The 14026-nt window shown below is 46.5% G+C and carries 19 protein-coding genes; all 19 read right to left on the reverse strand.

What is annotated here, in order from left to right:
- Positions 1–122: 122 nt before the first annotated feature.
- Positions 123–1004: a polyprenyl synthetase family protein gene (locus tag ACFQZR_RS18350; RefSeq protein ID WP_379348906.1), complete on the reverse strand. Its 882-nt coding sequence runs from the start codon at positions 1002–1004 to the stop codon at positions 123–125.
- A gap of 31 nt (positions 1005–1035) precedes the next feature.
- On the reverse strand, positions 1036–1305 hold the full coding sequence (gene xseB / locus ACFQZR_RS18355; RefSeq protein WP_379348380.1) for an exodeoxyribonuclease VII small subunit: 270 nt from the start codon (positions 1303–1305) through the stop codon (positions 1036–1038).
- Positions 1298–2656, reverse strand: a complete 1359-nt coding sequence (gene xseA, locus ACFQZR_RS18360; protein ID WP_379348382.1) for an exodeoxyribonuclease VII large subunit — start codon at positions 2654–2656, stop codon at positions 1298–1300. Before xseA ends, xseB begins: the two co-directional genes overlap by 8 nt.
- A gap of 11 nt (positions 2657–2667) precedes the next feature.
- A complete protein-coding gene (folD, locus tag ACFQZR_RS18365; protein WP_379348383.1) occupies positions 2668–3525 on the reverse strand; it encodes a bifunctional methylenetetrahydrofolate dehydrogenase/methenyltetrahydrofolate cyclohydrolase FolD in 858 nt (285 codons plus the stop codon).
- A gap of 111 nt (positions 3526–3636) precedes the next feature.
- Complete coding sequence (gene nusB / locus ACFQZR_RS18370; RefSeq protein ID WP_379348384.1) at positions 3637–4083, reverse strand: transcription antitermination factor NusB; 447 nt, start codon at positions 4081–4083, stop codon at positions 3637–3639.
- A gap of 152 nt (positions 4084–4235) precedes the next feature.
- Positions 4236–4466: a DUF2273 domain-containing protein gene (locus ACFQZR_RS18375; RefSeq protein WP_018755131.1), complete on the reverse strand. Its 231-nt coding sequence runs from the start codon at positions 4464–4466 to the stop codon at positions 4236–4238.
- 13 nt (positions 4467–4479) lie between these two features.
- The gene (gene amaP / locus ACFQZR_RS18380) at positions 4480–5019 is read right to left on the reverse strand and encodes an alkaline shock response membrane anchor protein AmaP (RefSeq protein ID WP_379348387.1); all 540 of its coding nucleotides are present in this window, start codon (positions 5017–5019) and stop codon (positions 4480–4482) included.
- A gap of 110 nt (positions 5020–5129) precedes the next feature.
- Positions 5130–5537, reverse strand: a complete 408-nt coding sequence (locus tag ACFQZR_RS18385) for an Asp23/Gls24 family envelope stress response protein (RefSeq protein ID WP_379348389.1) — start codon at positions 5535–5537, stop codon at positions 5130–5132.
- A 140-nt stretch (positions 5538–5677) separates the two neighbouring features.
- A complete protein-coding gene (gene accC, locus ACFQZR_RS18390) occupies positions 5678–7021 on the reverse strand; it encodes an acetyl-CoA carboxylase biotin carboxylase subunit (protein WP_379348391.1) in 1344 nt (447 codons plus the stop codon).
- A gap of 18 nt (positions 7022–7039) precedes the next feature.
- The gene (accB, locus tag ACFQZR_RS18395) at positions 7040–7528 is read right to left on the reverse strand and encodes an acetyl-CoA carboxylase biotin carboxyl carrier protein (RefSeq protein ID WP_379348393.1); all 489 of its coding nucleotides are present in this window, start codon (positions 7526–7528) and stop codon (positions 7040–7042) included.
- Positions 7529–7670: 142 nt separating this feature from the next.
- The gene (locus ACFQZR_RS18400) at positions 7671–8444 is read right to left on the reverse strand and encodes a SpoIIIAH-like family protein (RefSeq protein WP_379348395.1); all 774 of its coding nucleotides are present in this window, start codon (positions 8442–8444) and stop codon (positions 7671–7673) included.
- Positions 8445–8474: 30 nt separating this feature from the next.
- Positions 8475–9116 (reverse strand): stage III sporulation protein AG, encoded by a 642-nt coding sequence (gene spoIIIAG / locus ACFQZR_RS18405; RefSeq protein ID WP_379348397.1) that lies wholly within the window; start codon positions 9114–9116, stop codon positions 8475–8477.
- Between the two features lie 37 nt (positions 9117–9153).
- Positions 9154–9924, reverse strand: coding sequence for a stage III sporulation protein AF (gene spoIIIAF, locus ACFQZR_RS18410; RefSeq protein ID WP_379348399.1), 771 nt, complete (start codon positions 9922–9924; stop codon positions 9154–9156).
- A 34-nt stretch (positions 9925–9958) separates the two neighbouring features.
- Complete coding sequence (gene spoIIIAE, locus ACFQZR_RS18415) at positions 9959–11152, reverse strand: stage III sporulation protein AE (RefSeq protein WP_018755123.1); 1194 nt, start codon at positions 11150–11152, stop codon at positions 9959–9961.
- Positions 11153–11171: 19 nt separating this feature from the next.
- Positions 11172–11561: a stage III sporulation protein AD gene (spoIIIAD, locus tag ACFQZR_RS18420; protein ID WP_026263728.1), complete on the reverse strand. Its 390-nt coding sequence runs from the start codon at positions 11559–11561 to the stop codon at positions 11172–11174.
- Between the two features lie 8 nt (positions 11562–11569).
- Complete coding sequence (gene spoIIIAC / locus ACFQZR_RS18425) at positions 11570–11773, reverse strand: stage III sporulation protein AC (protein ID WP_018755121.1); 204 nt, start codon at positions 11771–11773, stop codon at positions 11570–11572.
- Between the two features lie 239 nt (positions 11774–12012).
- Entirely contained in the window at positions 12013–12534 is a 522-nt protein-coding gene (gene spoIIIAB / locus ACFQZR_RS18430) for a stage III sporulation protein SpoIIIAB (RefSeq protein WP_379348403.1), read from the reverse strand.
- Positions 12527–13528: a stage III sporulation protein AA gene (gene spoIIIAA / locus ACFQZR_RS18435; protein WP_379348405.1), complete on the reverse strand. Its 1002-nt coding sequence runs from the start codon at positions 13526–13528 to the stop codon at positions 12527–12529. Before spoIIIAA ends, spoIIIAB begins: the two co-directional genes overlap by 8 nt.
- A 76-nt stretch (positions 13529–13604) precedes the next feature.
- Positions 13605–13871: a YqhV family protein gene (locus ACFQZR_RS18440; protein ID WP_018755118.1), complete on the reverse strand. Its 267-nt coding sequence runs from the start codon at positions 13869–13871 to the stop codon at positions 13605–13607.
- Between the last annotated feature and the right edge of the window lie 155 nt (positions 13872–14026).

The following is a 14026-nucleotide window of genomic DNA, read 5'->3' on the forward strand; positions in this document are numbered from 1 at the left end:
TTCATCGATGTGCCCTTTAGCGAATTTTTAGCCCCGCCTTCAGAAACGGTAGACTGACTAGAATACTGCACCACTCTACGTACGACTTATTATATCATAATACTGTATTTTATACGCAGCATTTAATGGTCGCGTTTCATTAAATAATCAGCTAGCTCGATTAGACGCTGTGGACTCGCTAGGTTCACGGCTTCAATTGCTTCCTTCGCTTCCCGTGTAAGGCGTTCAATTTCCACCTGAGATGCCTCAATACCGATAAAGTATGGATATGTCACCTTACTCTGCGCCACATCACTTTGCGTCTTTTTGCCAAGCTTCTGTTCATCTCCAATGAGGTCCAACACATCATCTTGAATCTGGAAGGCCAGCCCGATTTGCCGTCCGAAAATCTCTAGTGCAGTGAGTTGTTCTTCCGACGCGCCTGCAACTCGGCCACCTGCACGAAGTGAGAATACGATCAAATCTCCTGTCTTATGGAGATGGATGTATTGCAGCTGTTCAAGCGATGTAATCCCTTGCTCGCCGATCATATCCGCTGCTTGTCCACCGACCATTCCCCTCGCGCCAGCAAGAACCGACAGTTCCTCAATGATTGCAAGCACTTGATCCGTTGGAACCCGATGCTTCCTTGATGCTTGAACCACTTGATGAAATGCATGTGTCAATAGCGCATCCCCGCCGAGTATGGCCATTGCTTCCCCATGCACTTTGTGATTCGTGAGTTTCCCGCGTCTGTAATCATCGTTATCCATTGCCGGCAGATCATCATGAATTAACGAGTATGTATGAATCATCTCAATCGCACAGGCAACTGGCATAGCCGATGGAACAAGCTCTGCTCCACCCACAGCTTCGGCTGCTGCTAGAACAAGGATAGGACGAATTCGTTTTCCACCAGCAAGCAGGGAATAGCGCATCGACTCACGCAAAGAGGCAGGCATCTCCCAATCAAGGGGAATGCTGCCGGATAGTGCTTCTTCCACTGCTGCTCTTGATCTTGTCATATATTCTATAAATTCTTCTGTCTCATTTAACTTAGCCAACAGTATCCCCCGCATCGTCGGTTATTCCCGTGAAAGGTTTCTTGCGGAACTCCCCATTTTCTTCAACCAGTGCTTCGATTTTACGTTCGACTTGTTCGAGCTTCTGGCCGCAGAGCTGCGACATCAACATGCCCTCTTGGAATAACTCGATCGCTTTCTCGAGTGGCACGTCCCCGCTCTCGAGTTCTTCGACGATCAACTCAAGCTTCTGAATTGCTTCCTCGAAGCTTACTGGAGCTTCTTTCTCGACCTTCTTAGCCATGCATGTCCTCTCCTTTCATTGACCACACCTGACATTCCAATTGTCCGTCATTCACTTTCACATGGACCATGTCACCTGGCTGCACATCAGCAAGTGACTTAATCAAGCGCTTCTCCTGTTCGTCATAGACAAGACTATATCCACGCTGCATGACCTTGAGCGGACTGAGCGCATCAAGCTGCTTCATCCCAGTCATGAGCTTCAATTTCTGCTCCTTCAGCATCGCTTGCATCGATTGCAACAGTTGGTGCGTTTCTGACTGGACCCTTTTCCGGGCAAAAATAACTTGTTCCTGCGGATTACGTCTTACGAGACGATGCTGCAACTTCGACCAACGTTCATCGGACTTACGCATCAATCCTTGCGTACGGTAATGAAGCTGTTCCGTCAGCCGATCAAGGCGCTCCGCATGCTGTAGCAAGTATTTACGGGGATGCACAAAGTAAGGAGAACGTCTCAATCGTTCAAGACGGTCACGCTCCTGCTGCATCCGCATGGCTAACGCATGCTCCATGCGTTGCTCAAGCCGGCGAAAATGCTGCTTCAGCTCCAAATGATGCGGTACGGCAAGCTCCGCAGCCGCTGTAGGCGTTGCCGCTCGCAGATCGGCCACAAAATCAGCAATCGTAAAATCAGTCTCATGCCCCACTGCAGAAATTACCGGAATGCCGGATGCATAAATCGCTCGCGCCACAATCTCTTCATTAAATGCCCATAACTCCTCTAAAGATCCTCCACCACGGCCTACGATCAATACATCGGCCTCTTGATGCCGATTCATCCCCTCAATCGCCTTCACAATGGAAGGTGCCGCTTGTGTCCCTTGAACGAGAACGGGATAAAGCAGAATCGGTACTGTAGGATAACGTCGTTGGAGTGTAATAATAATATCTCGAACGGCAGCACCTGTCGGCGAGGTAATGACTCCGATCGCTCTCGGGAACTTCGGCAGCGGTCGTTTCCGGTGTGCCGCAAACAGTCCTTCTTCATCTAACTTCTTCTTCAATTGTTCGTAAGCAAGATATAAACTCCCGATCCCGTCTGGCTGCATATGTGTCGCATAAAATTGATACTGACCGTCTCGTTCATACACCGATACATTGCCCCGGGCAATAACCTTCGTCCCTTCCTTCGGACGGAAAGCCAGCCTCTGGTTGTGTGATGCGAACATGATCGATTTGATCCGACTGTCTGCATCTTTCAATGTGAAGTACATATGTCCGCTGGAATGGTGGGTAAAATTCGATATTTCCCCCCGAATCCAGACGTCCTGCATCAAATCATCTGATTCGAGCTTCATCCGAATATATCGATTCAGATCTTTTATGGATAATATGCGCTCTTCCGCCATTGACTTCACCCTTATTTCAGGCCGTGTGCTCTACGAGCCGCGATCAGCGTATTTTGCATCAGCATCGTAATGGTCATCGGACCTACCCCACCTGGTACCGGTGTTACTGCTCCAGCTACTTCGAGTACATCTTCATAATCAACGTCGCCCGCTAATTTGCCGTTATCCAGACGGTTCATACCTACATCAATGACAATCGCACCCGGCTTCACGTACGTATGGTCAACGAAATTCGCACGGCCGATAGCAACAACAAGGATATCTGCTTGCTTCGTAATCTCGCGCATGTTCGATGTTCTGGAGTGACACATGGTCACTGTTGCATTCTCACGTTGGAGCAGCATCGATACGGGCTTGCCGACAATATTGCTGCGACCAATCACAACAGCATGTTTGCCCGCCATATCTGTACCTGTACGTTTAATTAACTCAATCACACCTGCAGGTGTACATGGCAGTAGACTGTCATCACCAATCATCAAGTTCCCCACATTAATCGGGTGGAACCCATCTACATCTTTCTCAACGGCAATTGCATCAATAACCGATTTCTCATGAATGTGCTTCGGCAATGGCAATTGTACGAGAATGCCATGAATGTTCGCTTGGTTATTCAACTGTTCGATCAAGGCGAGTAATGCCTCTTCCGTTGTCGTATCAGGTAGACGATGAACTTCGGAATAGTATCCTAACTCGATGCATGCTTTTTCTTTACTACCTACATATACTTTCGATCCTGGGTCTTCTCCAACGAGTATGACCGCAAGCCCTGGTTCGATACCTTGCTTCTTCAGACCAACAACTTCTTCTTGAATTTGTCCTCGAATGGACGCGGATACGGCTTTACCATCAATTTTTACAGCTGTCATGGTTTTCTCTCCCCTTCATGTCAATCGCGAATCAATTAGTTTTTTGATCTGTCAACAAAGCCTTGAAACACTTGTACTACTCACACTTTGTTTACACAATGAAAAAGCCAATTAATTGGCTTTAATCTGCTCTAGCTCACGAATCATCTTCCCTAGAACACCGTTCACGAACTTACCGGATTCATCAGTACCAAAATGCTTGGCCAAATCAATCGCTTCATTCACGACAACCTTCGGCGGTACGTCTTCGCTGAATACCATCTCAAAGCATGCTAGGCGCAAAATTTGACGATCAACACGTGATAGACGGTCCATCTGCCAGTTCTTCAAATATTCGGACAACAGCTGATCGATCCGTTCTTTGTGCGTCCAGGTACCATGAACTAGACTTAAAACATAGGTGTTCATTTCGCTGAAATTGCGAATCTCAATCTCAGTCTCGTTCTCCTCTTTCACTTCGGTAAGCACCATGGCTACTGCTTCTTCGGCAGCCACACCGTTCATTTCCATCTGGTATAAGCTCTGTACTGTAATTTCTCTAGCTAAGCGCCGCTTCATATTGTTCCTCCAAAAGTTATAATCGTCATCACGAATCCATCCATACGCTCTATCCTAGTATGGGTCGGTTGTGATATAAAAAAACCTATGAACTGCTCCTAATCCGATTCCATGGAAGGCGGAGTCACAAAATTAGGAGTCGCTCACAGGGTTCATTTAAACATGCTCCATCTGCCCGTCAGCCATTCCCATATCCGAGCCCATGGAAATAAGCTGCCCAGCTTCAAATCTCGTTGTTTGCCCAGGGTATACCCAATAAAAATAATCAATGCGAAGAACAGCATGTCCCAAAAACCGACGATAAAATAAATTAAGCCTAGAAAGATCCCTGCTGTTACTCCGAGTATGCGTCCCCCGTGACTTTCCCAAATCTGCTTCAACATTGGAAAATCACCTCTATTCTACTCTTGACTTAAAAGATTGTGTCTGAACGATATTCGCAATGAACACCGAAACCGTCGCCACCGGAATTCCTGTGACCTCCGCTACATGTTCGCGAACATGACGTTGAACTTCTTCAGTCAATTCTGGAATAGATGTATCGCCATCAACGAACGTGCGGATGATCAGTTCAAGACCCGCTTCAGAGACACGGATTTTCACTTTCAAATCTTTCACACCGCGGACTTTGGATGCTGCTTTGAGCGCCAAGTTCTCAATCGTCTCCATCGAAATATGAATATCTCCATGTTCATTACGCAGATCAATCGATTGGTGATTTGTACGATCTCTTCGAATAGATATATAGAAGAACCGTAAACTAATTAGAATAATGACAGCCGCCGCAGCGATGACAATATTATCAAGCCATAACTCCGTATCCATTAAGAGTGATCGATCCAATACATTTGTAGCGTAGAGCACAGCGCAGACAGCAACAGCTCCGATGACGATACTATAGAAGAATAACAGGAGCCTGTCCAAAATTTTAATCATGCAAATGCATGCCTCCTTAAAATTAGAGCAAACCCCTGACGCATATTCGGCCCGGGGTTCTCCATTTGTAAAAGGTGACTCAGTCCAGCATTAAGTCATGGATGGCTGAATTACCTTACCCTTAGTTGTGATTCTTCTTCTTCAGGTTTCTCAGCTGTCTTAAAATGCACGCCATGGATATGTACGTTCACTTCTACAACATTAAGACCTGCCATCATCTCAATGGAATGCTTCACGCTGCGCTGAATTTCAGCAGATACTTCCGGAATGCGATGACCGTATTCCACGATGATGGACACGTCAACCGCAGCTTCACGTTGACCTACCTCTACTTTAACACCTTTGGATAAGTTCTTACGCCCTAATAATTCAACAATTCCACCTGCAAAGTCTCCGCTCATTCCAGCTACGCCGTTCACCTCAATCGTTGCTAAGCCAGCGATCACTTCAATAACTTCAGGAGCAATCTGTATTAAGCCTAAATCTGTCTTTTCATAATCCATAGGGATCATATTCATGAATGTAAGCACCTCCAATAAGTTCGCGATGCAGTTCCGATCTTTTCGCATCTTATTATACATACTATATCATTTAGCAGGAATTATGACAAACCTAGGCCTATCCCACTTCCTGCGCTCAAAGCCTGTATAACTCGCGATTAAACCTCGTATTCTTCAAGGAATTTAATATCGAAATCGCCATCAATAAACTTCGGATGCTCGAGTAGACGTTGATGGAATGGAATCGTAGTATGAATTCCTTCGATAGCAAATTCGCCGAGTGCACGCTTCATTTTGGCAATAGCTTCTTCACGTGTCGCACCCCATACGATAAGCTTAGCAATCATAGAATCGTAATGCGGTGAAATCGTATAACCCGGATAAGCTGCGCTATCTACGCGAACGCCTAAGCCGCCTGGTGCAAGATAAAATGAAATATTCCCTGGTGATGGCATGAAATTACGATCTGGATCTTCCGCATTAATACGGCATTCAATCGACCATCCTTGGATCTCTATATCCTCTTGGCTAAATGATAACGGATTGCCTTCCGCAACCGAGATCATCTCCTTGATTAGATCCACGCCCGTAATCATCTCTGTTACCGGGTGCTCTACTTGAATCCGAGTATTCATTTCCATGAAATAGAATTCACCGTCTGGAGCAAGCAAGAATTCAAGCGTACCTGCGCCAGAATAGTTCACGGCAAGTGCTGCACGAACCGCTGCTTCCCCCATCTTAGACCGAACCTCAGGCGACAGCACTGAACACGGCGCTTCTTCAATAAGCTTCTGTCTACGACGCTGCACAGAGCAGTCCCGCTCGCCGAGATGCACCGCATTGCCATGCTTATCAGCCATAATTTGAATCTCAACGTGCTTCATGCCCGTTAAGAACTTCTCTAGATAAACGCCGGCATTCCCGAAAGCTTTCTGCGCTTCCTGTTGTGCCATCGTAATTTGCTGAATTAAAGCTTCCTCGTTCTCTGCAAGACGGATTCCTTTACCACCACCGCCTGCCGTTGCTTTGATAATAACAGGATAGCCGATATCGCGAGCGATCATCATCGCTTCATCCAGATCCTCGATTAATCCGTCCGAACCTGGAATAACAGGTACGTTCGCATCCTTCATGGTCTGTTTCGCAACGGCCTTGTCACCCATGCGACTAATCGCATCCGGTGATGGACCGATGAACGTCACATTACAAGAATCACAGATTTCAGCGAAGTCTGCATTCTCTGCCAAGAACCCGTATCCCGGATGGATAGCATCACATTCTGTTAACGTAGCAACGCTCATAATGTTCGCCAAATTCAAATAACTATCTTTGGACAACGTAGGTCCAATACAATAAGCTTCATCAGCTAATCTTACATGCAGCGAATCACGATCCGCTTCGGAATATACAGCAACGGTTGAAATTCCCATTTCACGCGCTGCACGAATAATACGAACCGCGATTTCACCGCGGTTAGCAATTAATATTTTCTGAAACTTCATGTTCGAGGGCCCTCCCTTTTATTCGGCTTTCACTAAGAAAAGAGGTTGTCCGAACTCAACCAATTGACCGTTCTCCACGAGCACTTCAACGATCTCACCTTTTACTTCTGCTTCCAATTCATTCATTAATTTCATCGCTTCAATGATACATACAACCGACTTCTCCTTCACCTTATCGCCAACACTTACAAAAGCGCTCGCATCCGGACTAGAAGCACTATAGAATGTCCCTACCATCGGTGACACAATTTTATGTAGATTGCTATTCGTTTCTTGAGCTACAGGTGCAGCTTCTGCTTGAACTTGGGCTACTGGTGCAGCCGTTGCAGCTGGAACAACCTGTTGTTGATACGTCGGCTGAATCGGTGCAGCATGAACATTGACAACTTCGGTTTTACCCGGTTTGCGAATAAATAGTCGTGTACCTTCGTTTTCAATTTCTAGCTCCTGAACGGATGTCTGATCAACTAACTTGATCAATTCTTTGATCTCGCTCAATTTAAACATGTATATATTCACTCCTTCAGCTTTGTTAACCCATTGGAAATAAACGGTACAGCCCTGACACTTATACCGTTAGTATTATATCATAAACCTTTAAAATGGAAAGAGCCCAGTTTTTCTGGACTCTCCGCATTTTCCTGCCAATTTATGGAGCAACGCGTTGTACGCTGATCTTGTCTTGCGTTACATTTAATTCTTTGACCAGCATGTCTACGATGTGTACGGCTTCGGCAATTTCCAGTTGATCGCTTGCAACAACAACTTTGAATTTATCTTTGTCCAGTTGAATCGCGGCTTTCCCAAATTCTTTGCGAAGCTCTTCTTCAATGGTTGTAATCTTTTGTTCCTGGCTTTCAATCGCTGTCATTTCTTGCTCTGCTTTGGTGTATTCATCAGGGGATTTATTCATATCATTCACGATAGCTTGAAGCTTATCCATTTGTGCGCTGTAATTTTGATTCCGCTCTTGTTGTACCGCCGCGAGCGTATCCACCGAATTGGTTCCCTCTTTACTCAGCTCATCTAGAATCGCCTCATCTGTTTTATCGGATGCCAATACTTTGGAGTCTGCCGATGTTCCTGCTTTGGAATCCGTAGCCTTATCTGTCCCCTTCTTCGCATCAGATTCCGTTGTTTTGCCTTTGTCCGCCCCGCTATCTGTCGCCTTATTCGAATCTTTCGTTGCATTCAGATTCGGATCTGTCACTTCATCCACTTTCACTTCGGTTAAACTGTCTGGCGTGCCTGTCGTACTCGCTTCTGTTGCATTTTTCTTCGTCTGTTCGACTTGACTATTCTGCGCAACCTTATTCGTATTTGAGTTCGTGCTTGCTGGTTCTGTGAACAGATAGTACGCAGATAATACCACCATAATGCTGAGCATACTTACGAGCCAAATCGTTTGTCTTTTTGTATTCATTTTCATATTCCTCCTAAATAATTTTTATCGTTATTGCGCTTGTTTGCGCGGGGCAACTGAGATTTTGGAATAAGGAACACTGAAGCCTTTCTCGATTGCATCAATAATTAGATTTTTTACAATGCGGTTCTCCGCACCCTTTGCTACAATGACAACCCCTCGTATTTTCGGTTTGACTCGTTTCACGATGGCAGGTGTCTGATTGCCTGATACTTCGAGCGTTACGATCTCACCATCGCGTGAATATTGCGTGACATGCCGTTTAGCGCCATTCGGGTCAGACTCTTCGGTGACCTGCTGACTGTCTTTCATTTGCTTCTGATACACAATTTCTTCTGTCGAATCAATCGTAACGACCGCTTCAACATCGCCAACACCGACGATATTCTCAAGAATGCTCTTCATCCGACTTTCCATCGCCTGTTCAATGGATGTGTACTGCGAAGTATCTTCCGGAGTGGATACGGCAGATGTCGGTTGATCTCGCGGCGGCTCCCTTCCTTCATTCACCGAATCGACTTGCTTCACATTCATATGATTGAAGGCCGCGAAGAGGAGCAGACCAATACCGATGAGTCCTAGAATCAGCAGCCAGCGGAAGGTCTGAACCCGTTTCGTTCCCCCAGGTCCACCGCCAACCCATTTCTCAAGAGATTGCAGCCATTTCGCCATACATTTTCACCTCCAGTTTGGTTAGTCGTAAGATCTCTCAATGGATCTTCGTATCTCGCCCCATAAAAATATTGATTCGATTCACGGAGACGCCCCAATTCGTCTTAAGGATAGCCACCGCACGATCGCTAAGAACTCGTTCTTCAGGTGTCGTCTGCTCTTCCACGGGATCTGCTTGTACTGGCGTCGCAGCATCTTCATTAGATCCGATTGGATCTAGTTGAATGTCCACCTTCACCCCTTCAATCGGCTTCATCGCAGCGATTGGATCACCTGTTTCTTGTTGCTTCACTTCTTGCTTACGACCTGGATCAAAATAGACTTCGACGGATTGAATATTCGGTTTCTCCATTTCTGCATTAATCTGCTCGGTATTCGTGGCTGACGGCTTCGTGTCCTGCGTTAAGTTACCGATCTTCACATGAACCTGCGTGACTTTCGATCCCGTCTCTTCTTCCAGTTGTGTCTTGATCTGCGCTGCCAGCTGGGTCTCTACAGATTGAATCACTTTCTCCTCTTGCTTACGTTTGAGTCGATCCCCTTCGCGCATAATTTGATCCACGCCGACGAACTTCCTCCCCTGACTCGTCCGCTCACTCATCTCGGTGTAATTCTCTGCGAGTTGATCAGCGAAGCTGCTGCGGAATATCGATAAGATCGGCGTCATGATCGTTACTAGTATCAGCAAGCTGATGACCAACTTGACATATCGCTGCATGGAGCGATTCGGCAGGATCAGATCAATGAACGTCGCGAGCAGGATAATGAAGATAATCTGCTTCAGCCAGCCACCTAGCCATTCCATCATGGATCATCGCCCCCTTGAGGCAATCGCTCTCGCTTCATCGCATCATCACCGTCACATTCGCTGCCGTCAGCATGATGGTGATCGCTAGGAAGAACATGAGACCGACAGCTGCCAGCGCCGCGAAGACATAGATCATGCTTTTCCCAATCGTCTGCAGGCAAGTTACGATCGGACTATCTCCTAGCGGCTGCATCACGGCACCTGATATGTTGTAGATCAGCGCAAGCGTTAATATTTTGAGCGCTGGAAATGCGCAGAGGAACAAGATGATAATCACACCCACCAGGCCAATCGCATTCTTCACCAGCAGGGAAGCAGAGATTACGGTATCAGCGGCATCCGAGAACATTTTGCCGACGACGGGTACGAAGTTGCCTGTAATATATTTGGCTGTTCGGATCGTAACGCCATCAGCCGCTGCGCCTGTAAAGCCTTGTACGGAGATGACTCCAAGAAATACGGTAAGCAGAATCCCGAGTAAGCCTACACTAACGTTGCGAAGCAAATTCGCTAGATGGGTGACTTTGTACTTATCAGACAATGTACTAACGATGTGCAAGACGGCTGAGAAGAATAATAACGGGAAGACCACCGCATAGATCATGGTTCCAACTGTGTTAATCATGAAAATAATCAGTGGATGCATGACAGATACCGTTACAACATTCCCCATGGAGGCGAGCAGTGTGAATAGTAATGGAATCATGGCCATCATGAAGTGAATCATGCTCTCGATTGCTTCTTTCGCATATCCAATCGCGACATTAAAGCTATTAATCGCGATGATGACAATGATCATGTACGAAATGGAATAAGCGACCTTACTCACTGCATTTCGTTCAAATGCGGTCTGCAGCGTCTCGAGAATCATACTGAATACGGTAAGGACCACGATGGTAACTAGCAGCTTGCCATTGTAGATGACTTCATGGAGCAGGAATTTCAACAAGCCTTGAAACGCATATTTCAGACTAAATCCTTTCCCTTCAGGTAGAAGCATGTCCATGAAGCTGGGCGACTGCTGGTCTGGAAAAAAACCACCATACTGATTCATCAATTTGTCCCAATATTGCTCGATTTCACCCGTCGGCAAATCTTTGGCCTGGCTCTGAACCAACCCATCCATCGGCGCAGCTGCAACCAAGTGCGTGGTCCAACTAATGAAGAAGCAGAACATGAAGATTAACACCATGCGTAGCTTTGTATGATCTTCAATTCTTCGGATCATGGTTCCATCTCCATTTCATTTAGGCCGGCAGCAATTGAATGACCGTCTCGATGATGATGCTAATAATGGGAATCGCAAGCACCATGATCAGCACTTTTCCAGCAAGCTCGATCTTACTCGCAATACTTTCTTGCCCCGCATCTTTCACGATCTGCGCTCCGAATTCAGCGATATAAGCGATTCCGATAATCTTAAGAATCGTCTTCAGGTACACAAGTTGGATTCCCGAGCGTAGGGCCAAGTCTTCCAGCACTTGAATGACCGCTTCAATCTTCCCGATTAGGAACAAGAAAATCGCGATACCTGTGAAGGTGGTGATTAGAAAAGCGAACATCGGTTTCTGCTCTCTTACGATAAGAACGAGTACCGTCGCGATCAGTCCAAGACCGACCATTTGAATCATTTCCATCTCATCACCTACTGAAAGAGAAAGATCGTCTTAATCTCTTGAAATAAATCATTGAGGAGCCGAACGACCATGAATAATACGACGACGAAGCCGATGACCGTCACCCAATGTGCCATATCCTCTTTGCCCATTTGCTTCAGCACTGTATGAATCATTGCAATGATGATGCCGATTCCTGCAATTTGAAAAATTGCGCCTACATCTATGTTCATCCCTTTGGCACCTCTCCAAATCTACTTCTCTCTTATGCAGGTGGAAGTAGATTGATTGTAATGAAAGTACAAAAAGTTAACTTTTCAGCACCGAGAAGATTGCTTGAAGATGAAGAAGGAGGAACGGAGTGTAGGCAAAACCTACATGAGTACCGTACTTCGAGTCTGAATGCAATATTCGATGTCGAACCTGCCCCCTGGTATACTTCGTGATCAAAAGGTAACTTTTTGAACTACCTCTAGTAGATCAATATAACGATTAATGCACCGGCGAGAAGTCCGAGGCTTCTGCACATTTTCTCATAACGACCTTGTTCATTCTGTGCCGCTGCTTCTTCATGCTGCAATTGATTGATGGCAAGGCGTATATGCTTAATTTGGTCGTTCCTATCACTTGTTCCAAGGGTGAAGCCGAACTGATAGATGATATTCTTCTCACTTTGTTTCATCGCGGTGTGCTTCCACTGTTCCTCAACGGCGAACTGCCAACTCTCTTGGGCAGTGACACTCGACCGATGATCCGTTAACCGCCTCGCGGCTTCTGTAAAAATCGACTTCAACGGATCTGTGAGCTGCTGCCCTATTCTGCCCAGTGCATCTGCTAGCGGAGTGAAGCCGTACAGGATTTCCGTCTCCAATCGCTGCAGCGCCAAGATGAAGGCTCGAATTTGTTTCGGTCGGTTCGCGAATTGTGCTGCTTGATAGAAGCCGAATAAGGTTCCTGATACGATCACCAAGACAGCACCGATTAATTTAACCATCCATCCCGCCGCCCTTCATAGCTAGTCCATCGGGGTGCAGAAGTCTTCGTCTGGCATCATAGAAACGTCTGCTCATCCCTCGACCAGAACGTCTGAGTACAACGTAAGACTGGAAGAGTTCGTCCGACATCAGCTTGTTCAGAACCGGTCTGCGGAGCACATCCTCGAGTTCTCCGCCGTGTGCGGTTGCAATGACTCGAATCCCTGCATGGAGTGCTTCACGAATGGCCTCTGCATCTTCAGGGCGGCCAATCTCATCGACGAGCATGACATCTGGTGACATCGAGCGAATCATCATCATCATCCCTTCGGCTTTCGGGCAACCATCCAGCACATCTGTTCTCGGGCCGACATCAAAGCTTGGCACGCCTTTCATACAACCTGCAATCTCGGAACGTTCATCGACAACGCCTACCTTCAATCCCTTCCATTTCGCTTCTGGATGTCTCCACTGGCCAGTACTCATGAGCCGAGCCAAATCACGAATCAGGGTCGTCTTTCCATGTTGAGGCGGCGATACGATCAACGTGTGATTGACCGTCTGGTGTCGAAAATCGAGTAAGTAGGGAATAATCGAATCTCCAACACCCTGCATTTCACGGGCTATCCGAATATTGAAGCTTGTAATATCGCGTAAGTGATCGACATGTCCCTTCGTGAGTACGGCTCGTCCGGCAAGTCCAATCCGATGGCCGCCCTGAATTGTGATGTATCCCTTACGAAGTTCCTCTTCCATCGTGTACAAAGAATGGTTCGTGATGAAATCGAGCAGCCGATTGCCATCCTCTCTTGTTGGTCTGTATCCCTCATGTGGTACATCCGTTAACACCCCGCGCCGGCTTACGTAATGGAATTGCCCTGCATAATTCAGTTCCAAGGGGCGTTCCTGTCGCACGCGAACTTCTTCAATGCGATCAAGGATGGGCTCAGGCAATTTGCTCAACAACTCCTGAATACTACTTGGAAAAATGGATACCCACGTTGAACTTTTCATCGAAAGAACCCCCATAGTTGTCCTAGCGTTTACCACATATGTATGCTTGTACGAAGCTTTTATGCCTAATCTCGTCCTATTTTTTAAAGATTCCAAAAAGAATGAAGCTAATGCCGAGCAGTACCCAACCGATCTTGTCCCACGAGAGCTTCTCCGCGACCCCAACAAATCCAATCGTGGTGGTTGTAATTAAGACGAGCGGTCCGACTAATGCAAGCGAACTATTCACGATCAATGCTTTCTCCACTTGATTAAATCGAAGCATCAGCAATGCTGCGATAATCTCGAGAGATCCTGAAATCATGCGAAGCGTTGCCATACTGAGCACAATCTTATTCAGCATTCCGTACACCCCCTTCCTTCGATTTCATTTAATGTATGCACGCTTGTCTTCAAATAGGTCAACTCGTTCATGTCGAAATTAAGATTGGAATAGGCACCTGACTAGGGGAGGTCGCATATATTGCTTGCATGAATTCATTCAGGCAACATGAAGGA

Source organism: Paenibacillus sp. GCM10027629 (assembly GCF_042676425.1).
In the GTDB taxonomy this organism is placed as follows: Bacteria; Bacillota; Bacilli; order Paenibacillales; family Paenibacillaceae; genus Paenibacillus_K; species Paenibacillus_K terrigena.

Bases quoted from the DNA above. Each gene is read 5' to 3' on its own strand.
- spoIIIAC (WP_018755121.1), bottom strand. From the start codon at position 11,773: ATGAACATAGATGTAGGCGCAATTTTTCAAATTGCAGGAATCGGCATC.
- spoIIIAE (WP_018755123.1), bottom strand. From the start codon at position 11,152: ATGATCCGAAGAATTGAAGATCATACAAAGCTACGCATGGTGTTAATC.
- xseB (WP_379348380.1), bottom strand. From the start codon at position 1,305: ATGGCTAAGAAGGTCGAGAAAGAAGCTCCAGTAAGCTTCGAGGAAGCA.
- accB (WP_379348393.1), bottom strand. From the start codon at position 7,528: ATGTTTAAATTGAGCGAGATCAAAGAATTGATCAAGTTAGTTGATCAG.
- spoIIIAF (WP_379348399.1), bottom strand. From the start codon at position 9,924: ATGATGGAATGGCTAGGTGGCTGGCTGAAGCAGATTATCTTCATTATC.
- nusB (WP_379348384.1), bottom strand. From the start codon at position 4,083: ATGAAGCGGCGCTTAGCTAGAGAAATTACAGTACAGAGCTTATACCAG.
- amaP (WP_379348387.1), bottom strand. From the start codon at position 5,019: ATGATTAAAATTTTGGACAGGCTCCTGTTATTCTTCTATAGTATCGTC.
- ACFQZR_RS18350 (WP_379348906.1), bottom strand. From the start codon at position 1,004: ATGACAAGATCAAGAGCAGCAGTGGAAGAAGCACTATCCGGCAGCATT.
- spoIIIAD (WP_026263728.1), bottom strand. From the start codon at position 11,561: ATGGAAATGATTCAAATGGTCGGTCTTGGACTGATCGCGACGGTACTC.
- accC (WP_379348391.1), bottom strand. From the start codon at position 7,021: ATGAAGTTTCAGAAAATATTAATTGCTAACCGCGGTGAAATCGCGGTT.
- ACFQZR_RS18375 (WP_018755131.1), bottom strand. From the start codon at position 4,466: ATGTTGAAGCAGATTTGGGAAAGTCACGGGGGACGCATACTCGGAGTA.
- xseA (WP_379348382.1), bottom strand. From the start codon at position 2,656: ATGGCGGAAGAGCGCATATTATCCATAAAAGATCTGAATCGATATATT.
- ACFQZR_RS18400 (WP_379348395.1), bottom strand. From the start codon at position 8,444: ATGAATACAAAAAGACAAACGATTTGGCTCGTAAGTATGCTCAGCATT.
- spoIIIAG (WP_379348397.1), bottom strand. From the start codon at position 9,116: ATGGCGAAATGGCTGCAATCTCTTGAGAAATGGGTTGGCGGTGGACCT.
- ACFQZR_RS18440 (WP_018755118.1), bottom strand. From the start codon at position 13,871: ATGCTGAATAAGATTGTGCTCAGTATGGCAACGCTTCGCATGATTTCA.
- ACFQZR_RS18385 (WP_379348389.1), bottom strand. From the start codon at position 5,537: ATGAATATGATCCCTATGGATTATGAAAAGACAGATTTAGGCTTAATA.
- spoIIIAB (WP_379348403.1), bottom strand. From the start codon at position 12,534: ATGGTTAAATTAATCGGTGCTGTCTTGGTGATCGTATCAGGAACCTTA.
- folD (WP_379348383.1), bottom strand. From the start codon at position 3,525: ATGACAGCTGTAAAAATTGATGGTAAAGCCGTATCCGCGTCCATTCGA.
- spoIIIAA (WP_379348405.1), bottom strand. From the start codon at position 13,528: ATGAAAAGTTCAACGTGGGTATCCATTTTTCCAAGTAGTATTCAGGAG.